Annotated in this window: 22 protein-coding genes and 1 tRNA gene; 7 read left to right on the top strand and 16 right to left on the bottom strand. The window is 67.4% G+C overall.

Annotation, left to right across the window (positions count from 1 at the left end; translation table 11 throughout):
* The 4 genes from ACYVO7_RS25015 to rpsL all read right to left on the bottom strand — a co-directional run.
* Positions 1 to 93: GTP-binding protein (locus ACYVO7_RS25015; RefSeq protein ID WP_139221393.1), on the bottom strand; the 93-nt coding region annotated here is incomplete at its 3' end.
* A gap of 56 nt (positions 94 to 149) precedes the next feature.
* The gene (fusA, locus tag ACYVO7_RS25010; protein WP_460452477.1) at positions 150 to 2,225 is read right to left on the bottom strand and encodes an elongation factor G; all 2,076 of its coding nucleotides are present in this window, start codon (positions 2,223 to 2,225) and stop codon (positions 150 to 152) included.
* A gap of 36 nt (positions 2,226 to 2,261) precedes the next feature.
* Positions 2,262 to 2,732, bottom strand: coding sequence for a 30S ribosomal protein S7 (gene rpsG / locus ACYVO7_RS25005; protein ID WP_406853931.1), 471 nt, complete (start codon positions 2,730 to 2,732; stop codon positions 2,262 to 2,264).
* 18 nt (positions 2,733 to 2,750) lie between these two features.
* Complete coding sequence (rpsL, locus tag ACYVO7_RS25000; protein WP_106340435.1) at positions 2,751 to 3,122, bottom strand: 30S ribosomal protein S12; 372 nt, start codon at positions 3,120 to 3,122, stop codon at positions 2,751 to 2,753.
* Positions 3,123 to 3,531: 409 nt separating this feature from the next.
* Here rpsL and ACYVO7_RS24995 point away from each other — a divergent pair, with 409 nt between their 5' ends.
* The 4 genes from ACYVO7_RS24995 (at position 3,532) to ACYVO7_RS24980 (ending at position 7,871) form a co-directional block, all read left to right on the top strand.
* Positions 3,532 to 5,271, top strand: coding sequence for a hypothetical protein (locus tag ACYVO7_RS24995; RefSeq protein ID WP_460452476.1), 1,740 nt, complete (start codon positions 3,532 to 3,534; stop codon positions 5,269 to 5,271).
* A 142-nt stretch (positions 5,272 to 5,413) separates the two neighbouring features.
* Positions 5,414 to 6,307: a class I SAM-dependent methyltransferase gene (locus ACYVO7_RS24990; protein WP_460452475.1), complete on the top strand. Its 894-nt coding sequence runs from the start codon at positions 5,414 to 5,416 to the stop codon at positions 6,305 to 6,307.
* Positions 6,304 to 6,756: a GtrA family protein gene (locus tag ACYVO7_RS24985; protein WP_460452474.1), complete on the top strand. Its 453-nt coding sequence runs from the start codon at positions 6,304 to 6,306 to the stop codon at positions 6,754 to 6,756. The genes ACYVO7_RS24990 and ACYVO7_RS24985 overlap by 4 nt, the downstream gene beginning before the upstream one ends.
* Positions 6,753 to 7,871 (top strand): glycosyltransferase, encoded by a 1,119-nt coding sequence (locus ACYVO7_RS24980; RefSeq protein ID WP_460452473.1) that lies wholly within the window; start codon positions 6,753 to 6,755, stop codon positions 7,869 to 7,871. The genes ACYVO7_RS24985 and ACYVO7_RS24980 overlap by 4 nt, the downstream gene beginning before the upstream one ends.
* Before the next feature lie 12 nt (positions 7,872 to 7,883).
* On the opposite strand, the gene ACYVO7_RS24975 is transcribed toward ACYVO7_RS24980, so the two are convergent.
* The 5 genes from ACYVO7_RS24975 to rplJ form a co-directional block, all read right to left on the bottom strand.
* The gene (locus ACYVO7_RS24975; protein ID WP_460452478.1) at positions 7,884 to 9,116 is read right to left on the bottom strand and encodes a glycosyltransferase family 2 protein; all 1,233 of its coding nucleotides are present in this window, start codon (positions 9,114 to 9,116) and stop codon (positions 7,884 to 7,886) included.
* 180 nt (positions 9,117 to 9,296) lie between these two features.
* A complete protein-coding gene (gene rpoC / locus ACYVO7_RS24970; protein WP_460452472.1) occupies positions 9,297 to 13,490 on the bottom strand; it encodes a DNA-directed RNA polymerase subunit beta' in 4,194 nt (1,397 codons plus the stop codon).
* A gap of 140 nt (positions 13,491 to 13,630) precedes the next feature.
* A complete protein-coding gene (rpoB, locus tag ACYVO7_RS24965) occupies positions 13,631 to 17,752 on the bottom strand; it encodes a DNA-directed RNA polymerase subunit beta (protein ID WP_460452471.1) in 4,122 nt (1,373 codons plus the stop codon).
* Between the two features lie 259 nt (positions 17,753 to 18,011).
* Positions 18,012 to 18,386 carry a 50S ribosomal protein L7/L12 gene (rplL, locus tag ACYVO7_RS24960; protein ID WP_406853939.1) on the bottom strand — a complete coding sequence of 125 codons (375 nt, stop codon included), beginning with the start codon at positions 18,384 to 18,386 and terminating at the stop codon, positions 18,012 to 18,014.
* Between the two features lie 63 nt (positions 18,387 to 18,449).
* Entirely contained in the window at positions 18,450 to 18,965 is a 516-nt protein-coding gene (rplJ, locus tag ACYVO7_RS24955) for a 50S ribosomal protein L10 (protein ID WP_406853940.1), read from the bottom strand.
* A gap of 589 nt (positions 18,966 to 19,554) precedes the next feature.
* Here rplJ and ACYVO7_RS24950 point away from each other — a divergent pair.
* The gene (locus tag ACYVO7_RS24950) at positions 19,555 to 20,553 is read left to right on the top strand and encodes an Lnb N-terminal periplasmic domain-containing protein (protein WP_460452470.1); all 999 of its coding nucleotides are present in this window, start codon (positions 19,555 to 19,557) and stop codon (positions 20,551 to 20,553) included.
* A gap of 6 nt (positions 20,554 to 20,559) precedes the next feature.
* Here the strand turns inward: ACYVO7_RS24950 and ACYVO7_RS24945 are convergent, their stop codons facing one another.
* From ACYVO7_RS24945 to secE, 5 genes are all read right to left on the bottom strand, one after another.
* Positions 20,560 to 20,787, bottom strand: coding sequence for a hypothetical protein (locus ACYVO7_RS24945; protein WP_406853942.1), 228 nt, complete (start codon positions 20,785 to 20,787; stop codon positions 20,560 to 20,562).
* Positions 20,788 to 20,997: 210 nt separating this feature from the next.
* On the bottom strand, positions 20,998 to 21,714 hold the full coding sequence (gene rplA, locus ACYVO7_RS24940; RefSeq protein ID WP_460452469.1) for a 50S ribosomal protein L1: 717 nt from the start codon (positions 21,712 to 21,714) through the stop codon (positions 20,998 to 21,000).
* Between the two features lie 2 nt (positions 21,715 to 21,716).
* A complete protein-coding gene (rplK, locus tag ACYVO7_RS24935) occupies positions 21,717 to 22,163 on the bottom strand; it encodes a 50S ribosomal protein L11 (RefSeq protein ID WP_406853944.1) in 447 nt (148 codons plus the stop codon).
* Positions 22,164 to 22,454: 291 nt separating this feature from the next.
* Positions 22,455 to 22,985: a transcription termination/antitermination protein NusG gene (gene nusG, locus ACYVO7_RS24930; protein WP_460452468.1), complete on the bottom strand. Its 531-nt coding sequence runs from the start codon at positions 22,983 to 22,985 to the stop codon at positions 22,455 to 22,457.
* 15 nt (positions 22,986 to 23,000) lie between these two features.
* Complete coding sequence (gene secE, locus ACYVO7_RS24925; RefSeq protein ID WP_406853946.1) at positions 23,001 to 23,198, bottom strand: preprotein translocase subunit SecE; 198 nt, start codon at positions 23,196 to 23,198, stop codon at positions 23,001 to 23,003.
* Between the two features lie 243 nt (positions 23,199 to 23,441).
* Here secE and ACYVO7_RS24920 point away from each other — a divergent pair, with 243 nt between their 5' ends.
* Together ACYVO7_RS24920 and ACYVO7_RS24915 are read left to right on the top strand one after the other, a co-directional pair.
* The gene (locus ACYVO7_RS24920) at positions 23,442 to 24,605 is read left to right on the top strand and encodes a glycosyltransferase (RefSeq protein ID WP_460452467.1); all 1,164 of its coding nucleotides are present in this window, start codon (positions 23,442 to 23,444) and stop codon (positions 24,603 to 24,605) included.
* A gap of 67 nt (positions 24,606 to 24,672) precedes the next feature.
* The gene (locus ACYVO7_RS24915; RefSeq protein ID WP_460452466.1) at positions 24,673 to 25,953 is read left to right on the top strand and encodes a glycosyltransferase family 87 protein; all 1,281 of its coding nucleotides are present in this window, start codon (positions 24,673 to 24,675) and stop codon (positions 25,951 to 25,953) included.
* Positions 25,954 to 25,995: 42 nt separating this feature from the next.
* On the opposite strand, the gene ACYVO7_RS24910 is transcribed toward ACYVO7_RS24915, so the two are convergent.
* Positions 25,996 to 26,072, bottom strand: a tRNA-Trp gene (locus ACYVO7_RS24910).
* A 182-nt stretch (positions 26,073 to 26,254) separates the two neighbouring features.
* A partial coding sequence (locus ACYVO7_RS24905) for an EF-Tu C-terminal domain-related protein (protein ID WP_139384565.1) occupies positions 26,255 to 26,353 on the bottom strand: 99 nt, incomplete at its 5' end.

Here is a 26,353-nt window from a genome sequence, read left to right as displayed (position 1 = left end):
CGCCGCCGTCAGCGACGTCTTGCCGTGGTCGACGTGACCAATCGTGCCGATGTTGCAGTGCGGCTTAGTCCGCGCGAATTTTTCCTTGGCCATGGCCGTACTCCGTGGATCCGAAGAATGAATGGGGTCGAGCGATCAGGCGTATGCGGTTAGGCGTACTTGGCCTGGACCTCGGCGGCGATCGCCGACGGGACCTGCTCGTAGTGATCGAACTGCATGGTGAACGTCGCGCGGCCCTGGGACATCGAGCGCAGGTTGTTCACGTAGCCGAACATGTTGGCCAGCGGCACCATGGCGTTGATGACGATGGCGTTGCCGCGCATGTCCTGCCCCTGCACCTGGCCGCGACGGCCGGTCAGATCGCCGATGACGGACCCGGTGTAGTCTTCCGGGGTCACGACCTCGACCTTCATGATCGGCTCGAGCAGGACCGCGCCGCCCTTCTGCAGGGCCTCGCGGAACGCCGCCCGGGACGCGATTTCGAAGGCGAGCGCCGACGAGTCGACGTCGTGATAGGCGCCGTCGACGAGCTCGACCTTGACGTCCACGACCGGGAAGCCGGCGAGCGGCCCCGAATTCATGACGCTGTTCAGGCCCTTTTCGACGCCGGGGATGTACTCCTTCGGCACCGCGCCGCCGACGATCTTGGACTCGAACTCATAGCCCTTGCCGACTTCGTTCGGCTGCACGACGAACTTGACGCGCGCGAACTGGCCGGTGCCGCCGGTCTGCTTCTTGTGGGTGTAGTCGACCTCGGTCTTGCGTGTCAGCGTCTCGCGATACGCCACCTGCGGAGCGCCGATATTCGCGTCGACCTTGTAGGTGCGGCGCAGGATGTCGACCTTGATGTCGAGATGGAGCTCGCCCATGCCCTTCAGGATGGTCTGGCCGGACTCGATGTCCGTCGAGACGCGGAAGGACGGGTCCTCGGCGGCCAGCTTGGACAGCGCGACGCCGAGCTTCTCCTGGTCGGCCTTCGACTTCGGCTCGATCGCGATCTCGATGACCGGCTCGGGGAACTCCATGCGCTCCAGGATCACGGGCTTCTGCATGTCGCAGAGCGTGTCGCCGGTGCGGGTGTCCTTGAGGCCGGCCAGCGCCACGATGTCGCCCGCGAAGGCTTCCTTGATGTCCTCGCGGTTGTTCGCATGCATCAAGAGCATGCGCCCGACGCGCTCCTTCTTGTCCTTGGTCGAGTTCATGACCGTGGTGCCGGACTCCACCTTGCCGGAATAGACGCGGCAGAAGGTGATGGTGCCGACGAAGGGGTCGTCCATGATCTTGAAGGCGAGCATCGAGAAGGGCTCGTCGTCCTCGGGGAGGCGAACGACCTCTTCCTCGGTCTTGTAGTCGATGCCCTTGATGGCCTCGCGGTCGAGCGGGGACGGCAGGTAGTCGACCACCGCGTCGAGCAGGGGCTGGACGCCCTTGTTCTTGAAGGCCGAGCCGCAGAGCACGGGGTTGAACACGCGGCCGATCACGGCCTTGCGGATCAGGCCCTTGAGCGTCTCCTCGGAGGGCTCCTGGCCGTCCAGATAGGCGGCCATGGCGTCGTCGTCGAGCTCGACGGCGGCCTCGACGAGCTTGAACCGGTACTCCTTGGCCTTGTCGGCGAGGTCTTCCGGGATCTCTTCGTCGTGATACTTGGCGCCCAGGCCCTCGTCTTCCCAAACGACCGCCTTCATGCGGACGAGGTCGATGATGCCCTTGAAGTTGGACTCCGAACCGATCGGGAGCTGGATGCACACCGGCTTGCCGGCGACGCGATCGATGATCTCCTGGACGCAGTTGTAGAAGTCGGCGCCCGTCTTATCCATCTTGTTGACGAACACGACGCGCGGCACGTTGTACTTGTCGGCCTGGCGCCAGACCGTCTCGGTCTGCGGCTCCACGCCCTGGTTGCCGTCGAGCACGCAGACCGCGCCGTCGAGCACGCGGAGCGAGCGCTCCACCTCGATGGTGAAGTCCACGTGGCCGGGGGTGTCGATGATGTTCAGGCGCTTGCCGTTCCAGAACGTCGTCGTGGCCGCAGACGTGATGGTGATGCCGCGTTCCTGCTCCTGCTCCATCCAGTCCATCGTCGCGGCGCCTTCATGCACCTCGCCGATCTTATGCGACTTGCCGGAGTAGTAGAGGATCCGCTCGGTGGTCGTCGTCTTCCCGGCATCGATGTGGGCCATGATGCCGAAATTACGATAATCCACGATGGCGTGACTGCGGGGCATGGAAGCGATCCTGAATTCAGCCGAAGGGGGCGCCGATTACCAGCGGTAGTGCGAGAACGCGCGGTTGGCTTCCGCCATCCGGTGCGTGTCTTCGCGCTTCTTGACGGCGTTTCCACGGTTGTTGGAGGCGTCGATCAGCTCGGAGGAGAGACGATCGACCATCGTCTTGTCGTTGCGGGCCCGGGCGGCCTGGATGAGCCAGCGGATGGCGAGAGCCTGACGGCGCTCCATCCGGACTTCGACCGGAACCTGGTAGGTAGCGCCGCCGACGCGGCGGGACCGGACCTCGATCGCCGGAGCGACGTTCTCGAGGGCGGTCTTGAAGATCGGCAGCGGATCGGCCTTCAGCTTGGTCTCGACGATCTCGAGAGCGCCATAGACGATCTGCTCGGCGACGGATTTCTTGCCGTCGTACATGATGGAATTCATGAACTTGGTGACGACGAGATCGCCGAACTTGGGGTCCGGGATGATCTCACGCTTTTCGGCGCGGTGACGACGCGACATGTCCGGGTCTCCGTCGGATTACTTCGGCCGCTTCGCGCCGTACTTCGAACGGCGCTGCTTGCGGTTCTTGACGCCCTGGGTGTCCAGCACGCCGCGGATGATGTGGTAGCGCACGCCCGGAAGGTCCTTCACGCGGCCGCCGCGGATCGCGACCACCGAATGTTCCTGCAGGTTGTGCCCCTCGCCGGGGATGTAGCCGATGACTTCGAAGCCATTCGTCAGACGGACCTTCGCGACCTTGCGGAGCGCGGAGTTCGGCTTCTTCGGCGTCGTCGTGTAGACGCGCGTGCACACGCCGCGCTTCTGCGGGCTCGCCTCGAGGGCCGGAACCGTGTTCCGGGCCTTCACGGGGCTCCGCGGCTTGCGGATGAGCTGGCTAATGGTCGGCATCGTTTGCTCGTTCCAGTCCAGGCTAGGCCTTGAGCTTTCGCTCGGTTAAAATCTGTCGTTCGGCGCTGAATCGCACGCAAAACGAATCCGCGCCTTCGGTGATCACCGCTGGCGCGTGCTTATCAGAGGACCACGGCTCTCGCCGCGGTCATGACCCGATCGTGCGACTTCTCAGTCGTTGATGGCCCCGCAAGGTATCGACTGCGTGGGTTCCGCGCTTGGCGCACAGGAACAATGCGATCGACCGTCTGCCGGAAAGTTCGCGGGTTGTACCGTCGGAGTCGCAGGCCGTCAACCCTCATCTGGCCTCGGCGCGAGGATCAGGTTCGGCTTAACCGAATTTTCTTCCCCGTCGTGCAACCTCTACGTGCAAAAGGCCCGGCGGAGGCGTCGGGTCAAGGGGAGACGCATGTCCGACGCCTCGACACGTCCGGTCCCGACGGCGTCTGGCGCGTGGACGCCGGGGCGAATCTCCTGGGTCTGGCGCATCAGCGTGCTCGCGCTGTTGTTCGCCGGGGCGCACGTCGAGGTCGGATCGTTTCAGCTCTCCTCCTACTACCTGGCCCAGCAGGACCGCTGGACGATCCTCCTCGCCGTCGTCCTCATGATGGGGGTTGGGGCGCTCGCGCAGCGCGGATTCGGCGCGGGACTGCTGGACCGCCTCGCCGCGAGCCGGCGACTCCCCCTGCTGCTGCTGGCGCTGGCCGTGCTGGCGGCGTTCGCCGGCGCGCACCTCGTCTTCGACTCGACGCCCGTCTCCTATGACGAAGTGCAGGCGGATTTCGACGGCCGGGTCTTCGCCGCCGGCAAGCTCGCCTATCCGGTTGCGGAAGCCTGGCGGCCGTTCGTCGCGGCGCTGGGCCCGCATTTCTTTCTGCGGATCCCGGAAGGGGCGGCCTGGATCTCGGCCTACTGGCCGGGCAACGCGGCGCTGCGCGCCTTCTTCGATTCAACCATCGGGATGGCCTGGTGCGGCCCGGCGCTGCTGGGCGTGGCGCTGGCCTCCACCTATGGCGTCGCGAGGAGGCTCTGGCCCGACAGGCGCGACGCCGCTTTCGTCGCCGTGCTGCTGCTGGGGACCTCGTCGCAGACGCTGATCACCGCGATGACCCCCTATGCGATGACGGCCCACCTCGCCGTGAACATGCTCTGGCTGCGCCTGTTCCTGCAGGACAGGCCGCTCGCCCATGCGGGGGCCATGGCGGTCGGCGTCCTCGGCGTCGGCCTCCACCAGGTGGTGTTCCACCCGCTCTTCGTGGCCCCGTTCATCCTCATGCTGCTGTGCCAGAAGCGCGTCCGCATCGCGGCCTTCTACATGGCCGGCTATGGCGTCGCCCTCGCCGCATGGAGCCTCTACCCGGTCTGGCTCGCCTGGCTCCAGACGCCCGGAGCCGAGCTTGGCGACCCCGTCCGCGCCTTGCTGGTGGACCGCTGGACGGATGGAGCGGGCAAGGGTCGATACGGCCATGGCGTGGCCTTCGGGCTGACGGTTCTGAACCTGGCGCGCCTGGCGGCGTGGCTCAATCCCGCGCTCGTCCTGCTCTTCGCCCTGGGCGCGCCCTTCGCCCTGGCGAAAGGCGCCCTCCCCCGGGCCATCCTGGCGAGCGTGCTGCTGACGGCGGCCGCGACGACGCTCCTCCTGCCCTACCAGGGTCATGGCTGGGGCTGGCGCTACGGCCACGGCGTGCTCGGATCGATGGCGCTGGTGGCGGCCATGGCGTGGCTGAGCCTGACCGAGCGGCCCGACCGCGGCGAGTGGACCTCCATCATGGCGGCGGCCAGCCTGGGCAGCCTCCTGGTTCTCTTCCCGCTCAACGCCCTGCATGCGGCGCGGTTCGCGGCCCCGATCAGGGACGCGATGGCGCTGATCCAGGGCGCCGGGACGGACCTGGTCATCGTCGACGGGGACTCGGTCAGCTTCGGCGACGATCTCGTCCGCAACCAGCCGGACCTGCGCAACGCGCCGAAGATCCTCAGCCTCGGCAAGATCCCGCCGGCCGCGCTGCCCGAACTCTGCAGCCGCGGATCCATCGCCGTCTTCGACGCCGAGGCCGCGACGCGGCTGGGCTTCATCGGCGCCAGGGGTCCGGAGCCGCGGTCGCCGATGCGCCAGGCTTTCGACGCGCAGTGCAGGGCCCGGATCCTATGAGCCGCCCCGTCACGCGCGCTGCGCAACTCGGCCCTGGGCCGGACCACCAAGGAGGACGGCGATGACGCCGCTATCTCAATCCGTCGGACAAGCTTTCGGCGACGGCTTCGCGCCCGGGGATCAAGCCAGTCGGAGAACGGCCGTGGAGCAGGATGCCGAGATTGGAGCGCCGGGCGCCCCCGCCGCGGGCCTGAAGCCCATCGACGTGCTCCGGCGCCTGATGCGGACCTCCCCCTTTCAGCCGGCCACCAATTTCTGGCGGGTGATCGAGCTGGACATGGTCCGGCGTCACGGCCTGCCCCGGGGCGTCGGTCTCGACCTGGGATGCGGCGACGGCAAGCTCACCGCCATCCTCGACGAGTTGTGCGGCGACGCCGCCGACCGGACCTGGGTGGGGGTGGACATCGACCCGGACGAGACCGCCTTGGCCAGGTCCATGGGTCTCTACGCGCGGGTCCACACCGGTTCCGCCGACCGGATCGACGAGCCGGACGAGAGTTTCGACTTCGCCTTCTCGAATTCGGTTCTGGAGCATGTCGAGCCGATCCAGGCCGTGCTTCGCGAAGCCTCGCGCGTGTTGAAGCGCGGGGGCCGCTTCATCGCGACCGTGCCGGGACCGGGGTTCCACGAATGCCTCGCCGGAGGCGGCGCCAGCCCCGCCGGCCGCTCCGCCTATCTGCGCGAGACGGACGCGCGCTGCGCCCATCTGCGCTACTGGTCGCAGGCCGAATGGCGGGCCGAGTTGGCGGCTGCGGGGCTCGAACTGGCGACCGCGCGGCCGTATCTCACGGAGCGGCAGGTGCGGCGCTGGGAGACCCTGGCGGCCTGGACCGGCGGGCTCGCCTATCGGGTGTTCGGCAAGACCCGGCGGCCGATCGAGGTGCAGCGCCTGTTCAGGATGCGGCGGGAGGAGCCAGGCTTGGCCGGCGCTCTGGGCGACCGGCTGGCGCCCCTTTTGGGCCTCGGCTGCTCGATCGCCGGGGACGACGCCCCCGGCAAGGCGGGGTGCCTGCTGGTCGAGGCGGTCAAGCCGTGATCTCGCGAGCGGCGCGGCTGATCCTGAGCGAGCGGTTCCTGCGTTTCGCCGGCGTGGGGGCGGCGATGGCCGGCCTGAACGCGGCGGTCCTGTTCGCGCTCGTGTCGGTCGCGCAGCTGCATTACCTGACGGCGTGCGCGATCGCCTTCGTCGCTCTCACGGCCCTGTCCGCGGTCCTGAACAAGCGCCTCGCCTTCCTGCTGGAGGAGCGCATCCGCTGGTCGGAACTCGCCCGTTTCTTCGCCGTCTCGGGCGCCAGCCTCGCCTTCAATCTCGTGTGCATGAGCGCGCTCGTCGGCGTGTTCGGGCTTCATCCGCTGCTCGCCAGCCTGGCGATCGCGCTGCCCTTCGGCGTCTTCAACTATCTGGGTCACGCGGTGTTCACCTTCGGCGCCCCTGACCGGCCAAGCTGCGCATGGGACGGCGGCCGCATCGGAGAGCCCCGATGAAGATGTCGATCGTCCATGACTGGTTTTTCGAGATCGCCGGATCCGAGAAGGTGGTCAAGCAGATGCTCGAGATCTGGCCGCAGGCGAGGCTCCATGCCCAGTTCTGCAAGCTCGACGCGGCCCAGATCGCGCAACTCGGCCTTCCGCCCGTCGAGACCACCTGGCTCCAGCATGCGCCAGGCATCGCGCGCTTCCCGTCGCTCTACGTGCCATTCATGCCTCTCTCGATCGAGACGCTGGACGTGTCGTCGGCCGACGTGGTCATCAGTTCGCACCACACCGCCGCCAAGGGCGTCCTGACCTCGCCGGAGCAGCTGCACCTCTGCTACTGCTATTCGCCCCTGCGGGCCGCCTGGGACCTCAGGGAAGACTATCTGTCCAGGTTGCCGGCCCCTCTCCGTCCCTTCGGGCGCTACGCCCTGCACCGGCTGCGCCGGTCGGAAGTCCAGGCGTCCTTCGGCGTGGACCATTTCATCGCCATCTCCCGCTTCGTCGCGCAGCGGATCAGCAAATATTACCGGCGCGAGGCGACGGTCGTTCATCCGCCCGTCGAATTGGACGCCTATTCGGTCAGCTCCGAGAAGGACGACTTCTTTCTCTGCCTCGGCAGGCTCGTGCGCTACAAGCAGGCCGGCATGATCGTGGAGGCGTTCCGCCGCATGCCGAACCGCCGGCTCGTGGTCATCGGCGAGGGCGAGGACGCCGGCCTGCTCACGCGCTTAGCCCAAGGCAGCCCGAACATCCGGCTGATGGGTCGCCAGCCGGACGACGTGGTCAAGGACCACCTGCGGCGCGCCAGGGCCCTGGTGCTGGCCAGCATCGAAGACTTCGGCCTGACCACCGTGGAGGCCCAGGCCTGCGGGACGCCTGTCATCGGCTACGACCGCGGCGGCATCCGCGACATCATCGCGGATCCCGCGCACGGGCTCCTCTATGCGCAGCGCGGACCCGCCGAAATCCAGCACGCCGTGGAGCGCTTCGTCGACATCGAGAGTAGGTTCAGCGCCCAGGCCTGCGCCGAGAACGCGCAGCGCTTCAGCAAGGACCGCTTCGCCGAGCGCCTTCGCGGCGTTCTGGACCAGCAGCTCGAGCTCGCCAAGGAACGGCTGAACTGACGGGAAAGCGCCTCAGGCGCTGCGCCGGGCGGCCGGAGCCGACGGCGCGGCGGCCGGAGCGGGCGCCGGCTCCGCGGAGGGTTGCGGCTGGACCTGCGGCCGGCCGTCGACCATGCTCCACACGAAGAATCCGCACATCATCGTCTGGAACCCGACCGCCAGCAGCGTCGTCCCCAGGACCGCCGGCAGGACATGGGGCAGCGGCCGGTAGTCGTGCGCGCTCCAGAACGCCGTGACGGAAGCCAGCTCCAGCAGCCCGGCGCCGCTGATCAGCGCGCCTCCGACGAGCAGCCTTTCGAGCGTGAACGCCTCGCTCCAGCGCCGGTACTTCGCCGAGGCGGGCCTGACGCCTGCCTGGATGCTGGCGTGCTGCGCCGCCAGGCTGAACAGGAAGGTCTGGTGCGCGAGCGTGACCAACGCGCCGCCCAGGATCGTCCAGGCCGCGCCGAAGAACGCGGCGGGCAGGCCGACCACGGGCGCGACCAGCGACCCCATCATCAGGAAGGCGCCGATAGCCCCAAGCACCGCCGCGGGGGCCGCGAACAGCCATGCGGGGCTCATCAGCAACAGGAAGCGCAGGTGCCGCCAGCCGTCCCGCCAGGGGCGCAGATGCGGCGGCCGGTTCCGCAGGTCGGGCGAGAGCGTCGCGGGCGCCTCGGCGATCTTCAGGCCCAGGAGCGAGGCCTTCACCACCATCTCGCTGGCGAACTCCATGCCGTCGCCGCTGAGCTGGAGGCGCACGAAGCTGCGCCGGGTCAGCGCCCGCAAGCCGCAATGGGCGTCCGAGACCGAAGCGCGGAAGAAGAGGTTCAGCACGCCGGTGAGGATCGGGTTGCCGATATAGCGGTTCTTCCAAGGCATGGCGCCGGGGGCGATGCCGCCCTTGAAGCGCGAGCCCATGCAGATGTCGGCGCCGCCCGCGAGGGCCGCCACCATCGCGACCGCGTCGCGGAAGTCATAGGATCCGTCCGCGTCGCCCATCACGAGATAGCGCCCGCGCGCGGCCTCGAAGCCGCCCCGCAGCGCCGCGCCGTAGCCCCGCCGGCTGACCGGCGCCACCCGGGCGCCGAGCTCGGCGGCGATCTCTTGGCTTCCGTCCGTGCTGCCGTTGTCGGCGATGACGATCTCGCCCGCGAGGCCGTACAGGGCCGCCAACTGGTCGAGAGCCTCGCGCGCATTGGCGATGCAGTGGCCCAGGGACTCCCGCTCATTCAGGCAGGGCATCACGATGGAGATGTCGACCATGGCCACGGGGGCTCGCAGGTTGGATGTCCCACGATGCGCCATGCTCGCTTAACGTTTAGTTCAACCCAAACACCACCAGAACGAGAAATCCTGGCCGATTCGGAAAAGGCTTGCCTTCGACACATATGAAAAAGGCCGCCCGGAGGCGGCCTTTCTCGGTCGTTCGTCAAGCGAAACCGGTCACTCGGCCGCCTGGGGTCCTTCGATCGCCGGCTGGTTGGCGGGCGTCGGGGTCTGGGACTCCGTCGCCTGCTGCGCCAGGATCATCTCGTCGCGACGGGTCGCCACCTCGCGCAGGCGGCTCATCATCGCGCCGGTGCCCGCCGGGATGAGGCGGCCGACGATGACATTCTCCTTCAGGCCGCCGAGATCGTCGGTCTTGCCGTTGACCGCCGCCTCGGTGAGGACGCGGGTGGTCTCCTGGAACGAGGCCGCCGAGATGAAGGACCGGGTCTGCAGGCTGGCCTTGGTGATGCCGAGGAGCACGGGATGGCCGGTGGCCGGGCGCTTGCCCTCCGCCACGAGCTTCACGTTCACCTCGTCCATCTCGACCTTGTCGACCTGCTCGTTGGCCAGGTACTCCGACTCGCCCGGATCGTCGATCTCGACCTTCTGCAGCATCTGGCGGACGATCACCTCGATGTGCTTGTCGTTAATGTTCACGCCCTGCAGCCGGTAGACCTCCTGGATCTCGTTGACCAGGTAGGCGGCGAGTTCCTCGACGCCCTTGATCGCCAGGATGTCGTGCGGCGCCGGGTTGCCGTCGACGATGTAGTCGCCCTTTTCGACGACGTCCCCGTCCTGCAGGTAGATGTGCTTGCCCTTCGGGACGAGATACTCGACCGTGTCGGAGCCATCCGCCGGCGTGAGCGTGATGCGGCGCTTGTTCTTGTAGTCGCGGCCGAACTGGATCGTGCCGGACTTCTCGGCGATGATCGCGGCTTCCTTCGGCCGACGCGCCTCGAACAGCTCCGCCACGCGCGGCAGACCGCCCGTGATGTCGCGGGTCTTGGCGCTCTCCATCGAGATACGCGCGACGATGTCGCCCGCCTTGATCTGCTGGCCCGGGTCGGCCGCGATGATCGCGTCGACCGGGAGCAGATAGCGCGCCTCGCCGCCGCGCGGCAGCTTCAGCACCTTGCCCTTGCCGTCCTGCAGGGTGATCGCCGGACGCAGGTCCGCCGAGCGGGTGTTGGTCCGCCAGTCGGTGACGACGCGCTTGGTGATGCCCGTCGACTCGTCCGCCGTCTCCACCACCGAGGCGCCCTCGACGAGGTCCTCGTAGGCGACGAAGCCGTCCACCTCGGTCACGATCGGCCGGGTGTAGGGATCCCACTCGGCGATGCGCTGGCCGCGCTTGATGGTGTCGCCCTCGTCGACCTTGAGGCGCGCGCCGTACTGGATGCGGTGCACGGCCCGCTCCGAGCCGTCCGGCCCGACGATCACGACCGCGATGTTGCGGGCGATCGCGATGAGCTCGCCTTCCGAATTGCGCGCCACGTTGCGGTTGCGCATCCGCACCGTGCCCTCGAAGTTGGACTCGATGAAGGACTGGTCGGCGATCTGCGCCGCGCCGCCGATGTGGAAGGTGCGCATCGTGAGCTGGGTGCCCGGCTCGCCGATCGACTGCGCCGCGATGACGCCGACGGCCTCGCCCATGTTGACGGGCGTGCCGCGGGCCAGATCGCGCCCGTAGCAGGTGCCGCACACGCCGTCGGCCGTCTCGCAGGTGAGGACCGAGCGGATCTTCACCTCCTGGATGCCGGCCGCGTTGATGCGGTCGATGTGCCACTCTTCGATCATCGTGCCCTTCGGGACGATGATCTCGCCCGCCTGGTCGATGAGGTCCTCGGCCGCGGTGCGGCCCAGGATGCGGGTCGCCAGCGACGCGACCACCTGGCCGGCGTCGATGATGGCGCGCATGCGGATGCCGTTGTCGGAGCCGCAATCCCGCTCGTTGATGATCGAGTCCTGGGCCACGTCGACGAGTCGGCGGGTCAGGTAGCCCGAGTTCGCGGTCTTCAGGGCGGTGTCGGCGAGGCCCTTGCGGGCGCCGTGCGTCGAGTTGAAGTACTCGAGCACGTCCAGGCCTTCCTTGAAGTTCGAGATGATCGGGGTCTCGATGATCTCGCCCGACGGCTTGGCCATGAGGCCGCGCATCGCCGCAAGCTGCTTCATCTGCGCGGGCGAACCGCGGGCGCCGGAGTGCGACATCATGTAGATGGAGTTGATCGGCCGGGTGCGGCCGTTCTCGTCCTTCTGCACGGCCGAGATGCGGCCCATCATCTCCTGCGCCAGGCGATCCGAGCACTTGGCCCAGGCGTCGACGACCTTGTTGTACTTCTCGCCCTGGGTGATCAGGCCGTCGTTGAACTGCTGCTCGTAATCCTTGGCGAGCGCGCGGGTCTCGTCGACGATCTCCCACTTGTTCTCCGGCACCACCATGTCGTCCTTGCCGAACGAGATGCCGGCCTTGAACGCGTTGGTGAAGCCGAGCTGCATGGTGCGATCGCAGAAGATGACCGTCTCCTTCTGACCGCAGTTGCGGTAGACGGTGTCGATCATGTTCGAGATCTCCTTCTTCGTCATGAGCTTGTTCACGACGTCGAAGGTCACCTTGCCGTGCTTGGGCAGCAGCTGCCCCAGCATCGCGCGGCCCGGAGTGGTGTCGTAGATCTTCGTGTAGGGCTTGCCGTCATTGTCGACGGAGCTGTAGCGGTACTTGATCTTGCTGTGCACCGTGACGGCCTTGGCCGCGATGGCGTGCTCGATCTCGCCCATCTCGGCGAACATCATGCCCTCGCCCGGCTCTCCGTCGGAGACCAGCGAGAGATAGTAGAGCCCGAGCACGATGTCCTGCGACGGCACGATGATCGGCTGGCCGTTCGCCGGGTGCAGGATATTGTTCGTCGACATCATCAGCACGCGCGCTTCCAGCTGCGCTTCGAGCGACAGCGGGACGTGCACGGCCATCTGGTCGCCGTCGAAGTCGGCGTTGAAGGCCGCGCAGACGAGTGGATGAAGCTGGATCGCCTTGCCCTCGATGAGGATTGGCTCGAACGCCTGGATGCCCAGGCGATGCAGCGTCGGCGCGCGGTTCAGCATCACGGGATGCTCGCGGATGACCTCGTCCAGGATGTCCCAGACTTCCGGCTTCTCCTTCTCGACGAGCTTCTTGGCCTGCTTGACGGTGGCCGAGAGGCCCTTGGCGTCGAGCCGCGAATAGATGAACGGCTTGAACAGTTCGAGCGCCATCTTCTTCGGCAGGCCGCACTGGTGCAGCTTCAGCTCCGGGCCGACCACGATGACCGAGCGGCCGGAATAGTCGACGCGCTTGCCGAGCAGGTTCTGGCGGAAGCGGCCCTGCTTGCCCTTCAGCATGTCGGCGAGCGACTTCAGCGGACGCTTGTTGGCGCCCGTGATGACGCGGCCGCGGCGGCCGTTGTCGAACAGCGCGTCGACGGCCTCCTGCAGCATGCGCTTCTCGTTGCGGATGATGATGTCCGGCGCGCGCAGCTCGATCAGCCGCTTGAGGCGGTTGTTGCGGTTGATGACGCGGCGGTAGAGGTCGTTCAGGTCGGAGGTCGCGAAGCGGCCGCCATCCAAGGGGACCAGCGGGCGCAGGTCCGGCGGGATCACCGGGACGACCGTCAGGATCATCCACTCGGGCTTGTTGCCCGACTGGATGAAGGCCTCGATGATCTTCAGGCGCTTGGCCAGCTTCTTGGGCTTCAGCTCGGTCTTGGAGGCCGCGATCTCGACGCGCAGGTCGGCGGCGGTCTTCTCCAGGTCGAGCGCGCGCAGGATCTCGCGGATCGCCTCCGCGCCGATGAGCGCGGTGAAGGAGTCCTCGCCATACTCGTCCTGGGCCCGCAGATACTCTTCCTCATTGAGGAGCTGGTGCTCCTTCAGCGGGGTGAGGCCGGGCTCGATGACGACGTAGTTCTCGAAATACAGGATGCGCTCGAGGTCCTTGAGCGGCATGTCGAGCAGCAGGCCGATGCGCGACGGCAGCGACTTCAGGAACCAGATATGCGCGACCGGGGCGGCGAGCTCGATATGGCCCATGCGCTCGCGGCGCACGCGCGACAGCGTCACCTCGACGCCGCACTTCTCGCAGATGACGCCCTTGTACTTCATGCGCTTGTACTTGCCGCACAGGCACTCGTAGTCCTTGATCGGACCGAAGATACGCGCGCAGAACAAGCCGTCACGCTCGGGCTTGAACGTCCGGTAGTTGATGGTTTCGGGCTTCTTGATCTCGCCGAAGGACCACGACAGGATCTTCTCGGGGCTCGAGATGGAGATCTTGATCTGATCGAAGGTCTGAGGCTGAGCCACGGGGTTGAAGAGATTCATGACCTCTTGATTCATCGCCGTCTCCTGGCTCTGCGGAGATCCGCCGCCGCCGCGGTGGGGATCTGCCGGAACAATTCTTCAGTGGCGCCGGGCGGCCGTCCGCCCGGCGGTGTCGGGGCGCGCGCGGGGATCGCGCGGCGCCCTGTCTTCGTCGCTTATTCGGCCGCCTCGGAAGGCGGCAGGTCGTTCGCCGCCTTCTTGGAGTTGGTGAGCTCCACGTTGAGGCCCAGCGAGCGCATTTCCTTGACGAGCACGTTGAAGCTCTCCGGGATGCCCGCCTCGAAGGTGTCGTCGCCGCGCACGATCGCCTCGTAGACCTTGGTGCGGCCCGCGACGTCGTCCGACTTGACGGTCAGCATCTCCTGCAGCGTGTACGCCGCGCCGTAGGCCTCGAGCGCCCACACCTCCATCTCGCCGAAGCGCTGGCCGCCGAACTGCGCCTTTCCGCCCAGCGGCTGCTGGGTGACGAGCGAGTACGGGCCGATCGACCGGGCGTGGATCTTGTCGTCCACCAGGTGATGCAGCTTCAGCATGTAGATGTAGCCGACCGTGACCTTGCGGTCGAAGGTCTCGCCGGAGCGGCCGTCATAGAGGGTGACCTGGCCGGACTGGTTGAGGCCAGCCTTCTCCAGCATCTCCTCGATGTCCTTCTCCTTGGCGCCGTCGAACACCGGCGTGGCGATCGGAACGCCGCGCCGCAGGTTCTCGCCCAGCGTCACGAGCCCATCGTCGTCCAGGGACCGAATGGTCTCGTGGTCGCCATAGACGTCGTTCAGCGTGTCCTTCAGCTGGCCGATGCCGGCCGCGCGCCGATAGGCGTCGACCGCGTCGCCGATCTTCTTGCCGAGGCCCGCGCAGGCCCAGCCCATATGGGTCTCGAGGATCTGCCCGACATTCATGCGCGACGGCACGCCCAGCGGGTTGAGCACGATGTCCACATGGGTGCCGTCCTCCAGGAACGGCATGTCCTCGATCGGAACGATGCGCGAGACGACGCCCTTGTTGCCGTGCCGGCCGGCCATCTTGTCGCCCGGCTGGATTTTGCGCTTCACGGCGACGAAGACCTTGACCATCTTCATCACGCCGGGGGGAAGCTCGTCGCCGCGCTGCAGCTTCTCGACCTTGTCGAGGAACCGCTGCTCGAGACCCTTCTTCGCCTCGTCGTACTGCTTGCGCATGGCCTCCAGGTCGGACATCACGCTGTCGTCCGACACCGCATAGGTCCACCACTGCGAACGCGGCGACTGGTCCAGCGCCTCGCGGGTGATCTCGGACTCCTTCTTGAAGCCCTTGGGACCCGCGATGCCGAACTGGCCGAGCAGCGTCTCGCCGAGGCGCGCATAGACGTTGCGGTCGAGGATCGCGAGCTCGTCGTCGCGGTCCTTCGCAAGACGCTCGATCTCCTCGCGCTCGATCGCCTGGGCGCGCTCGTCCTTGTCGACGCCGTGGCGGTTGAAGACGCGCACTTCCACGATGGTGCCCTGCACGCCGGGCGGAACCCGGAGCGAGGTGTCGCGGACGTCGGACGCCTTCTCGCCGAAGATGGCGCGCAGCAGCTTCTCTTCCGGCGTCATCGGGCTTTCGCCCTTCGGGGTGATCTTGCCGACGAGGATGTCGCCCGCATTCACCTCGGCGCCGATATAGACGATGCCGGCTTCGTCGAGGTTCTTCAGCGCCTCTTCCGACACGTTCGGAATGTCGCGCGTGATCTCCTCGGGCCCGAGCTTGGTGTCGCGGGCCATCACCTCGAACTCTTCGATGTGGATCGAGGTGAACACGTCCTCCTTGGCGATCCGCTCGGAGAGCAGGATCGAGTCCTCGAAGTTGTAGCCGTTCCACGGCATGAACGCGACGAGCACGTTGCGCCCGAGCGCCAGCTCGCCCAGCTCCGTCGAGGGGCCGTCGGCGATGATGTCGCCCTTGCGGACCACGTCGCCCACCGACACCAGCGGCTTCTGGTTGATGCAGGTGTTCTGGTTGGAACGCTGGAACTTCATCAGCCGGTAGATGTCCACGCCCGACTTCGACGGATCGAGGTCGTCCGTGGCGCGGATGACGATGCGGGTGGCGTCCACCTGGTCGATGACGCCGGCCCGGCGGGCCGCGATGGCCGCGCCGGAGTCGCGCGCCACGATGGCTTCCATGCCGGTGCCCACGAAGGGAGCGTCGGCGCGGACCAGCGGCACGGCCTGGCGCTGCATGTTGGAGCCCATGAGGGCGCGGTTCGCGTCGTCGTTCTCCAGGAACGGGATGAGCGCGGCCGCGACCGAGACGAGCTGCTTGGGCGACACGTCCATGTAGTCCACGCGGTCGACCGGCACGACGATGACGTCGCCGGCGTGACGCACGACCACGAGATCCTCGGTCAGCTTGCCGGAGGCGTCCACCGACACGTTCGCCTGGGCGACGTAGTGCTTCCCCTCCTCCATGGCGGACATGTAGACCACCTCGGAGGTGAGCTCCCCGTCCTTCACCTTGCGGTAGGGGCTCTCGATGAAGCCGTATTTGTTGACGCGCGCGAAGGTCGCCAGCGAGTTGATCAGGCCGATGTTCGGGCCTTCCGGCGTCTCGATCGGGCAGATGCGGCCGTAATGCGTCGGATGCACGTCGCGCACCTCGAAGCCGGCGCGCTCGCGCGTCAGGCCGCCCGGTCCAAGGGCCGACAGACGGCGCTTGTGGGTGATCTCCGACAGCGGGTTCGTCTGGTCCATGAACTGCGACAGCTGCGAGGAGCCGAAGAACTCGCGCACGGCCGCGGCGGCCGGCTTCGCGTTGATCAGGTCCTGCGGCATCACGGTGTCGATGTCGACGGACGACATGCGCTCCTTGATGGCGCGCTCCATGCGCAGCAGGCCGACGCGGTACTGGTTCTCCATGAGCTCGCCGACCGAGCGCACGCGGCGGTTGCCGAGATGGTCGATGTCGTCGATCTCGCCCTTGCCGTCGCGCAGGTCGACGAGGCCGCGGACCACCGCGACGATGTCGGCCTTGCGCAGGATGCGGACCGTGTCCTCGGCGTCGAGGTCCAGGCGCATGTTCATCTTCACGCGGCCCACGGCCGAGAGGTCGTAGCGCTCCGCGTCGAAGAACAGCGAGTGGAACATGGCTTCGGCGGTGTCGACCGTCGGCGGCTCGCCGGGACGCATCACGCGGTAGATGTCGAACAGCGCCTCTTCACGCGAGGAGTTCTTGTCCACCGCCAGCGTGTTGCGGATATAGGGGCCGATATTGACGTGGTCGATGTCGAGCACCGGGATCTCGTCGAAGCCGGCGTCGATCAGCGCCTTCAGCGACTTCTCCGTGATCTCCTCGCCGGCCTCGGCGAAGATCTCGCCGGTGGACGGATTGACCAGGTCCTCGGCGATGTACTGGCCGTAGAGGTCCTCGTCGGTCGCCCGCAGGGCCTTGACGCCCTTCTCGGCGATGAGGCGGGCCGAACGCACGGTCAGCTTCTTGCCGGCCTCGAGCACCAGCTCGCCGCTGTCGGCGTCGATCAGGTCGTTGACGACCTTCATGCCCTTCATCCGCTCGGCGTCGAACGGCACGCGCCAGCCGGACTTCTCGCGGGTGTAGGGCACGTGCTTGTAGAACGTGCTCAGGATCTCCTCGCCGTCCATGCCGAGCGCATAGAGCAGCGACGTCGCCGGGATCTTCCGGCGCCGGTCGATGCGGGCGTAGACGATGTCCTTGGCGTCGAACTCGATGTCGAGCCAGGAGCCGCGATACGGGATGATGCGCGCGGCGAACAGGAGCTTGCCCGACGAATGGGTCTTGCCCTTGTCATGGTCGAAGAACACGCCCGGCGAACGGTGCATCTGCGAGACGATGACGCGCTCGGTGCCGTTGACGATGAAGGTGCCGTTCGACGTCATGAGCGGCATGTCGCCCATGTAGACGTCCTGCTCCTTGATGTCCTTGACGGACTTGGCGCCGGTGTCGGGATCGACGTCGAACACGATGAGGCGCAGCGTCACCTTGAGGGGAGCCGCGAAGGTCATGCCGCGCTGGCGGCACTCGTCGACGTCGTATTTCGGCTGCTCGAACGTGAACTTGACGAATTCCAGCAAGGACGCGCCCGAAAAATCGGAGATCGGGAACACGGACTTGAAGACGGACTGCAAGCCTTCGTCCGGACGTCCGCCCGCAGGTTCCTCGACCTGGAGGAACTGGTCGTAGGACGCCTTCTGAACCTCGATGAGGTTCGGCATCTCCGCGACCTCGCGGATATGTCCGAAGAACTTGCGCACACGCTTCCGGCCGGTGAACGTCTGAGCCATCTCGTTCCTCACTCCTTCGGATCGACCGCCCCGTCATCCCCCGCATGGCGCCGCAGCCCATGCCGGTCGGTGTCGGCGTCCGTGATATCGGCCTTCCGGCCCTGCCTGGTCCGCCCGGCGCCGCAGCGGCCAACGGTTGACGGAACCGCTGGTCGTGGTCGCCTCGACGGCAAGAAGGTCCCGGGGCGACGGGCCCCGGGACCGCGACGCAGCCGCTAGGCTGCGCGTTCGACGACGCGCCGCATGCGCGGCGCGCGGATTACTTGAGCTCGACCTTGGCGCCGGCCTTCTCGAGCTGCTCCTTGAGCTTGTTGGCCTCTTCCTTCGAGACCGACTCCTTCACGGGCTTCGGAGCGCCTTCGACCAGGTCCTTGGCCTCCTTGAGGCCGAGGCCGGTGATCGCGCGGACCTCCTTGATGACCTCGATCTTCTTCTCGCCGGCGGCGGCGAGGACGACCGTGAACTCGGTCTGCTCCTCGGCGGCCGGGGCCGCGGCGCCGGCGGCCGGAGCGGCGACCGCCACGGCGGCAGCGGCGGAGACGCCCCACTTCTCTTCGAGGAGCTTCGCGAGCTCGGCGGCCTCGAGAACGGTCAGGGACGAGAGCTCGTCAACGAGCTTGGACAGATCAGCCATAGTTGTACTTCCTTGGAGTTGGTGTTCGAACCAGCTTCTGGTGCGAGATGGGACGGAACGGCCTTACGCCGCGTCTCTCTTGGCATAGGCTCCGAACACGCGGGCGAGCTTGGCCGCCGGCGCGGTGGAGAGCTGAGCGATCTTCGTCGCCGGGGCCTGGATGAGGCCGACGAGCTTGGCGCGCAGTTCGTCCAGGGAGGGCATCGTGGCCAGAGCCTTGACGCCATCCGTGTTCAGAGCGGTCTTACCCATCGCTCCGCCAAGAATCACGAGCTTGTCGTTGGTCTTGGAGAAGTCGACGGCGACCTTGGCAGCCGCAACGGGGTCGCTGCTGTAAGCCAGCAGCGTGGGGCCCTTCAGGAGGGCTCCGATCGAAGCGACGTCCGTGCCTTCGAGAGCGATCTTGGCGAGGCGGTTTTTCGCCACCTTCACGGACGCGCCGGCCTGCTTCATCTGCGCGCGCAGCTTCTGCATGTCGGCGACCGTGAGGCCGGCGTAGTGGGCGACGACGACGACGCTGGTCTCGTTGAAGACCGTATTGAGCGTGCCGACGAGCTCACGCTTAGCCGCTTTTTCCACGGGGCTCTCTCCGGTTGGCGGGGACAGATGTCCCGCCGGTTGCTGAATGCCGCCTTCCGGGCGAGCCCGGCCGACGACGCTTCCGACGTGCCTGTCCCCGGATCTGGACCGCCTCGCGGCGACCCCTACCCGGTCTGAAGGTTCGAACCAACTCAGGACCTCGCGGTCCCCAAAACTGGTCTTCCCCGTCTGTGCAGGCCCGCACGGCCGAAGCCGCTTGAATTATGCTCATCCGAAGATGAGACGCCTGCAGTCTCGGACAGGACATGGCCGGCCAAGACCAAAGGGTTTCCCCTTGGGCCTGCCGGCCGTCCCGGCCAGTTACCTGACCGGAAACTTGGACGTGCAAAACGGGCCAAAAGGCATGATCTGCACGCGATGTCTGGAACTCATCGAGTGTCCATAGACGCTTTGGACACGAATGCCAAGCGCAAAAGGCGAAACAATGAACGTGTTCCACAGGGCGGCGGCGGCGCAACGCCGCAGGCCCAGGAGCGAAACGGTCGCCCTTCGGCGCCGGACAGCCGATATGGACCCTCGGCTTTGCCGAATCAAGGCCCCGGGGGTCTGATGGGCGCGGGAGAACGGCATGAGACGCGCGACGGGCCTGCTCCTGATCGTGACTTCGACGCTGGCGACGCTGGGCATGGCGGCGTGGGGCGCCCTGGCGCTCTGGTTCCAGGCCCCGTTCGGCGAGGCGGTCCGGGCCGCGCCGCCGGCGATCTGGACGATCGCCGTCCTGGCCCTGCTCGTCATGGCGCTTCGAGGCCGCGCCCGGTTCGCCTGGCCGGCGCTGGCCGGCCTCGCCGTGGCGATTCTCGCCTGGTGGTCGACGATCCTGCCCTCCAACGGCCGCGACTGGGCGCCCGACGTCGCCCGGACCGCCACGGCCCGCGTCGAGGGCGCCGCGCTGGTGGTCGAGAACGTGCGCGATTTCGTCTGGCGCAGCGACGACGATTTCGACGAGCGCTGGGAGACCCGCCGCTACGACCTCGACCGCATCGCCGGCGCGGACCTCTTCCTGTCCTACTGGGCCGGCGAGGCCATCGCCCACGCCATCGTGAGCTTCACCTTCGACGGATCGCCTCCCCTGGCCTTCTCGATCGAGATCCGGCGCCGGCGCGGCGAACAGTTCTCGTCCGTGGCGGGCTTCTTCCGGAGCTACGAGCTCGCCTTCATCGCGGCCGACGAACGCGACGTCGTCAAGGTGCGGTCCACGGTGCGCCACGAGGACGTGCGGCTCTACAGGATCGACATCCGGCCCCAGACCGCCCGCCGGCTGCTGATGTCCTATGTGGCGATGGCCAACGAGGCGGCGTCGAGCCCGCGATGGTACAACTCGCTCACGACCAACTGCACGACCGTGATCTTCGGCATGGCCAGGGTGCTGGACCCCGGCGTCCCGCGCGACTGGCGCGTGCTCTTCTCGGGCTATCTGCCCGGCTACCTGTACGACGCCGGCTTCCTGCGCCGGGACGCGCCGCTGAAAAGCCTCGTCGCCCAATCCCACATCGCCGCGAAGGCGCCGGGGCCGGCCGACGATCCGGACTTCTCCCGCCGCATCCGCGAAGGCGTTCCGCAGCCGTGACCGCGTTCAGCTCGGGACGCGGGCGACCTTCTTGACCGGCCCGCGCGAGCGGCCCGACTTCTCGGCGATCTCGCGATCTTGCGCCTCGATGATGGCGCGGATCTCCTTGTCGGCGTCGAGGCTGCTGACGGCCTCCCGCGGCACCTTGCGGTTCGAGCTCAGGGTCCCGTCCTCATAGGTGACGTTGTAGAGCACGAACTCCGAATCGTTTTGCTTCTTGCTCTTCTTGGCCATGGCGCTGCTCTTGGGTTCGAGGGGACGAGACCCGGCCGCCGAAGCCGGAGGCCGGAACGCATGGGAGGATCCGCGGCCAGAACCGCCCGGCCGACCGGGCGGTTCCGCAACCTGCGGCGTGCGCCTGCGAGCCCGGGTCCGTGCAAGCGCCAGAAACGAGAAGGGCCCCACCGAAGCGAGGCCCTTCCCCAATCGAAAGCTGCAAGGCGATCAGGCGTTGGCCTGGGTCGCTCCGCCGATGACGCTGGACGGGTCGATCTTGACGCCCGGGCCCATCGTCGAGGAGATCGCGATGCGCTGCACATAGGTGCCCTTGGCGCCCGCCGGCTTGGCGCGCGACACGGCGTCGGCGAACGCCTTGATGTTCTCGACGAGCTTGTCGGCGTCGAACGAGGCCTTGCCGACGCCGGCGTGCACGATGCCCGCCTTCTCGACGCGGAACTCGACGGCGCCGCCCTTGGCGGCCTTCACCGCGCCGGCGACGTCGGGGGTCACGGTGCCGACCTTCGGGTTCGGCATCAGGCCGCGCGGCCCGAGCACCTTACCCAGGCGGCCGACGAGCGGCATCATGTCCGGGGTCGCGATGCAGCGGTCGAAGTCGATCTTGCCCGAGTTGATGATCTCGACGAGATCCTCGGCGCCGACGATGTCGGCCCCGGCGGCCTTCGCCTCGTCGGCCTTGGCTCCGCGCGCGAACACGGCGACGCGGACGTCGCGGCCCGAGCCGTTCGGCAGGTTGCAGACGCCGCGGACCATCTGGTCGGCGTGACGCGGATCGACGCCGAGATTCATGGCGACTTCGATCGTCTCGTCGAACTTGGCCGTGGCGCGCTCCTTGACGAGGCTCACGGCGTCGGAGATCGGGTACAGCTTGACCCGGTCGATGCCCTCACGGGTGGAGCGGACGCGCTTTGCAATCTTCGCCATGATCAACCCACCACCTCGAGGCCCATGGAACGGGCGGAGCCTTCGATCATCTGCGCGGCCGACTCGATGGTCGAGCAGTTGAGGTCAGGCATCTTCTTTTCGGCGATCTCGCGGATCTGCTCGCGCGTCACCTTGCCGATGAAGCCGCGGCCCGGGGTCTTGTGGCCGGAGGCGGGCTTCTTGCCGAGCTTGAGATTGGCCGCCCGCTTCAGGAAGTAGGTGACCGGAGGCTGCTTCATCTCGAAGGTGAAGGAGCGGTCCTGATACGCGGTGATGACCACCGGGATCGGGGTGCCCTTCTCCATCTGCGCCGTGCGCGCATTGAAGGCCTTGCAGAATTCCATGATGTTCAGGCCGCGCTGACCCAGCGCAGGGCCGATCGGGGGCGACGGGTTCGCCGCGCCGGCCGGCACCTGAAGCTTCACGTAGCCCGTGATCTTCTTCGCCATGATGGCTGCTCCTCGGAAGACCGGCGGCCCTCTCGGGAACGCCGGCTGGCGCGGTCGGGCGATGGGCCCTCCGCGCCGGGTTTGCAGTTCGCGGTGCGGCATGGTCTCCCGGCTGGCGACCGGGCATGCCTCCCGCAGTGGAACGCCCCGGCGGACCGGGGCGTGGATCGCCCCGGCGAACCGGGGCGCGTCTCCCTAGCCGAGACGGCCGGGAAATTCAAGCAAGGGGTCAGGATCGTGCGACGGCGATCTCGCGAGCTGGGGCGAATCCCTCGATCCCGCGACGGAGACTCAGACCTTCTCCACCTGGGCGTATTCGAGCTCCACGGGGGTGGCGCGCCCGAAGATCGAGACCGCGACCTTGAGGCGGGCGCGGCTCTCGTCGACCTCCTCGACCACGCCGTTGAACGACGCGAAGGGACCGTCGGACACGCGCACCTGCTCGCCGATCTCGAAGGCGATGGAGGGCTTCGGACGCTCGACGCCGTCGGCCACCTGCCCCTTGATGCGCTCGGCCTCGCGGTCGGGGATCGGCATCGGCTTCTTGTCGGTGCCGAGGAAGCCCGTCACCTTCGGGGTGTTCTTGATGAGATGGTAGACGTCGTCCGTCATGTCGCACTTCACCAGCACGTAGCCGGGGAAGAACTTGCGCTCGGTGTCGATCTTGCGACCGCGGCGCACCTCGACGACCTTCTCGGTCGGCACCATCACCTCCTCGAACTTCTCATCGAGATGGCGCTGCGCGGCCTGATCCCGGATCGACTGCGCGACCTTGTTCTCGAAGTTCGAATAGGCGTGGACGATGTACCAGCGCATGGCCATGACGCGCGTTTCTCCTTACCGCCCCACGCCGAGCACGAGCGCGACGATCCAGCGGATGATCATATCGGAAAACAGGAAGAACACGCTCGCCAGGACGACCATGAGGAACACCATGCCGGTGGTCACCAAGGTCTCCTTGCGGGTCGGCCAAGTGACTTTCTCGGCCTCGGAGCGGACCTGCTGGATGAATTCGAACGGACTGGTCTTGGCCATGCACACCACCGGAAGCGTGAGGCGGCCAGACCGCCCCGTCCTCTCGACCAAGCGCTCGGGGGCCGGGTGGCCGCGAGAACACGAAACGTCTTGGGAAGAGCCGACCGATTAGGGCAAACCGGAGCCCCGGTCAAGCGATCGCGCGCGCGCCCTTCACCATTGCGCAAGGATGTCGGCGGGTCCGGGGCTGAAGGCGGCTTTCGTTTTGTCGATCGTTAAGCGGTGCGGCCCCATGCTGCCCGCATGGCGAAAAGCATTGCAGCAGCCGCGGCGGCGCGGCTCCCGAACGCAATCCCGGCCGGAACTTCCGCGCCGCTGCGGACCTTGCCGCCGATTTTGACCGTTGTGGTCCCGACCTACAACGAGCGCCAGAACCTCCGCGAACTCGTCAGCCGGCTCGACGCCGCGCTGGACGGGATCAATTGGGAGATGGTGTTCGTCGACGACGACAGCCCGGACGGGACGTCCGCGCTGGCCAAGAGCCTGTCGCGTCGCGACAGCCGGATACGATGCCTGCGGCGGGTCGGCCGTCGCGGCCTGTCCGGGGCCTGCATCGAGGGCGTGCTCTCCTCGGCGGCGCCCTATGTCGCCGTGATCGACGGCGATCTGCAGCATGACGAGACGCTCCTGCCGAAGATGCTGGCGGAGTTGCGCGAGGACCGCTGCGACATCGTGGTGGGCAGCCGCTTCGTCGAAGGCGGGGCGGCTGACGCGGGCTTCAGCGCGACGCGCCAGGCCATCAGCAAGCTGGGCCGGCGCTTCGCCCAGGCGGTGCTGCGGACCACGGTCAAGGACACGATGAGCGGCTTCTTCATGCTCCGGCGCGAAGTCGTCGAGGACGCCGCGCCCCAGCTTTGCCCGGAAGGATTCAAGATCTTGGCTGACATCCTGGCCTCGAGCCCCGAGTCGGCGCGCGTCAAGGAGCTCGGATACGAGTTCCGCCAGCGTCATGCCGGGGAGTCCAAGTTCGACGCCAAAGTGGCGCTCGATTTCCTGGGCCTCATCGTCAGCAAGCTGACCCGCGGGGTCGTGCCGGTCAGCTTCGTCAGCTTCCTGCTGGTCGGCGGCGTCGGCGTCGTGCTCCATCTGGCCGCCCTGAAGCTGGCGCTTCTGACGGGCCTGACGTTCTTCGCCGCCCAGACGCTGGCGACCCTCGTCGCCATGGCGTGCAACTTCGTGGTCAACAACCTGACCACCTACCGCAACGCCCGCCTGCGCGGCTGGGCCTGGCTGCGCGGGCTGGCGATGTTCTGCGGCATCTGCTCGCTGAGCGCGCTCGCCAATATCGGCGTGGCGACCTGGCTGTTCGAGCACGACCAGACCTGGTGGGCGGCGGGCCTCGCCGGCATCGTCATGGGCGCGACCTGGAACTACGCCGTCAGCGCGCGCCTCGTCTGGCGCAAGTGAAGACGCCCCGCGCCCGCTGGCGGACCGACCGCCCGACCGCACAATGCGAATCCAGCGAGGCCCCGTCATGGGCATGACCGCATCCCGCCAATCGTTCTGGGCCGACCTTCGGGACGCCCTGCGGACGGAACATCCCTTCGACGAACGCATGGCGCTGAGAACGTGCCTGTTCGTCGGCGCGATGTACTATTTTGGGGCCTTCGTGCTCCCCGCGATCCAGTGGGAGCAGACCCTTGAAACCGGCTGGCATCGCTTTCTGGGTTCGGACTTCCTCAGCTTCTATTCCGCCTCGGACCTGGCCCTGGCGGGCCGGCCGACGGACGTCTACGACATGGATCTGCACAGCGCGGCGCAGCTGGCGATCTTTCCCAAGAACGACGGGTATTTCGCCTTCTTCTACCCGCCGCTCTTCCTGCTGCTCTGCTATCCGCTTGCCGCGCTGTCCTATTTCGCCGCGCTCGCGGCCTGGCTTGCGCCCGCCATGGCCGCGTGCTTTGCGGTCCTGCGCCGCTGGGCCCCGCCCAAGCTCGGCTACCTGCACCTGATGTGCTTCCCGGCCGCGCCGATGACGATCGCCCATGGACAGAACGCCTTCATCACCACGGCGCTCCTGGGGGGAGCGTTCCTGCTGCTCGACCGCAGGCCCGTCCTGGCCGGGGTGCTGTTCGGCGCCCTGGCGTTCAAGCCGCATTTCGGACTTCTGATCCCGCTCGTCCTGTTGGCGTCCGGCCGTTGGCGCACGGCTCTGGCGGCCGGCGGAACCGTCGCGGCGTTCGCGCTGGCGTCGGTGGCCGTGTTCGGCGTGGACATCTGGCGCGCCTATGCGGCCATCGCGCCGGAGGCCGCGCGCGCCCTGGAGGAGAACGGCATCGGCGACCATAAGATGCAGAGCATCTTCGCGATGATGCGGCTTTTCGGGAGCTCCGTTTCGCTCGCCTACGCAGCCCAGGCGGCCGTGGGGCTGGCGGCCGCCGCCGCTGTCGTCTGGGTCGCCTGGAAGGTCCGCTCGCCGCGCGCGGTCGGCGCCGTGATGGTCGCCGGCGCGCTGCTGACGACGCCCTTCATGCTGCGCTACGACCTCATGCTGCTCGCGATCCCGCTGGCCTGGCTCTACGCCGAGGCGACGCGCACGGGCTTTCGCCCGGGCGAGGTCAAGATCGGGGTCGCGGCCTTCATGCTGCCCTGGATGCCGACCGAGGTGGCCCAATACGGGCACCTCCTCGTCGCCCCTCTCGTCATCATGGCGCTCTTCTTCGTCGTCGCGCGCCGGGCGCTCAGCCCGGCCGAGGCCGACGCATCCGCCATGCCGGAGCCTCGGACGACGGCGGCCCCGCCCGCATCCGCCTGAACGTGAAAAGCCCCCGGACGCAGGTCCGAGGGCTTTTCGAATTGGCAGGGGCTGAGGGACTCGAACTCTCGACCTGCGGTTTTGGAGACCGCCGCTCTAACCAGCTGAGCTAAGCCCCTATGCGGCCGCCGCAGGCGGCCACGGCGCGTAGATGCCGCATCTTCGCGCCCGATGCAAGAGGGACCGCGTGTCCGGAAGCGTTTTTCGACGCGCGCCTCGCGCGCCGACCGGACCCTTGTCCCGATGCGAAAAGGGGACGCCGAGGCGTCCCCTTCCGACAAGCCTGACGGCGACGGGCCGGTTACGCGATGATGCTCGCCACCACGCCGGCGCCGACGGTGCGGCCGCCTTCACGGATGGCGAAGCGCAGCTTCTCCTCCATGGCGATGGGCGCGATCAG

The organism is Alsobacter sp. SYSU BS001988, assembly GCF_054796215.1.
This window is presented reverse-complemented; position numbering and strand designations above follow the sequence as displayed.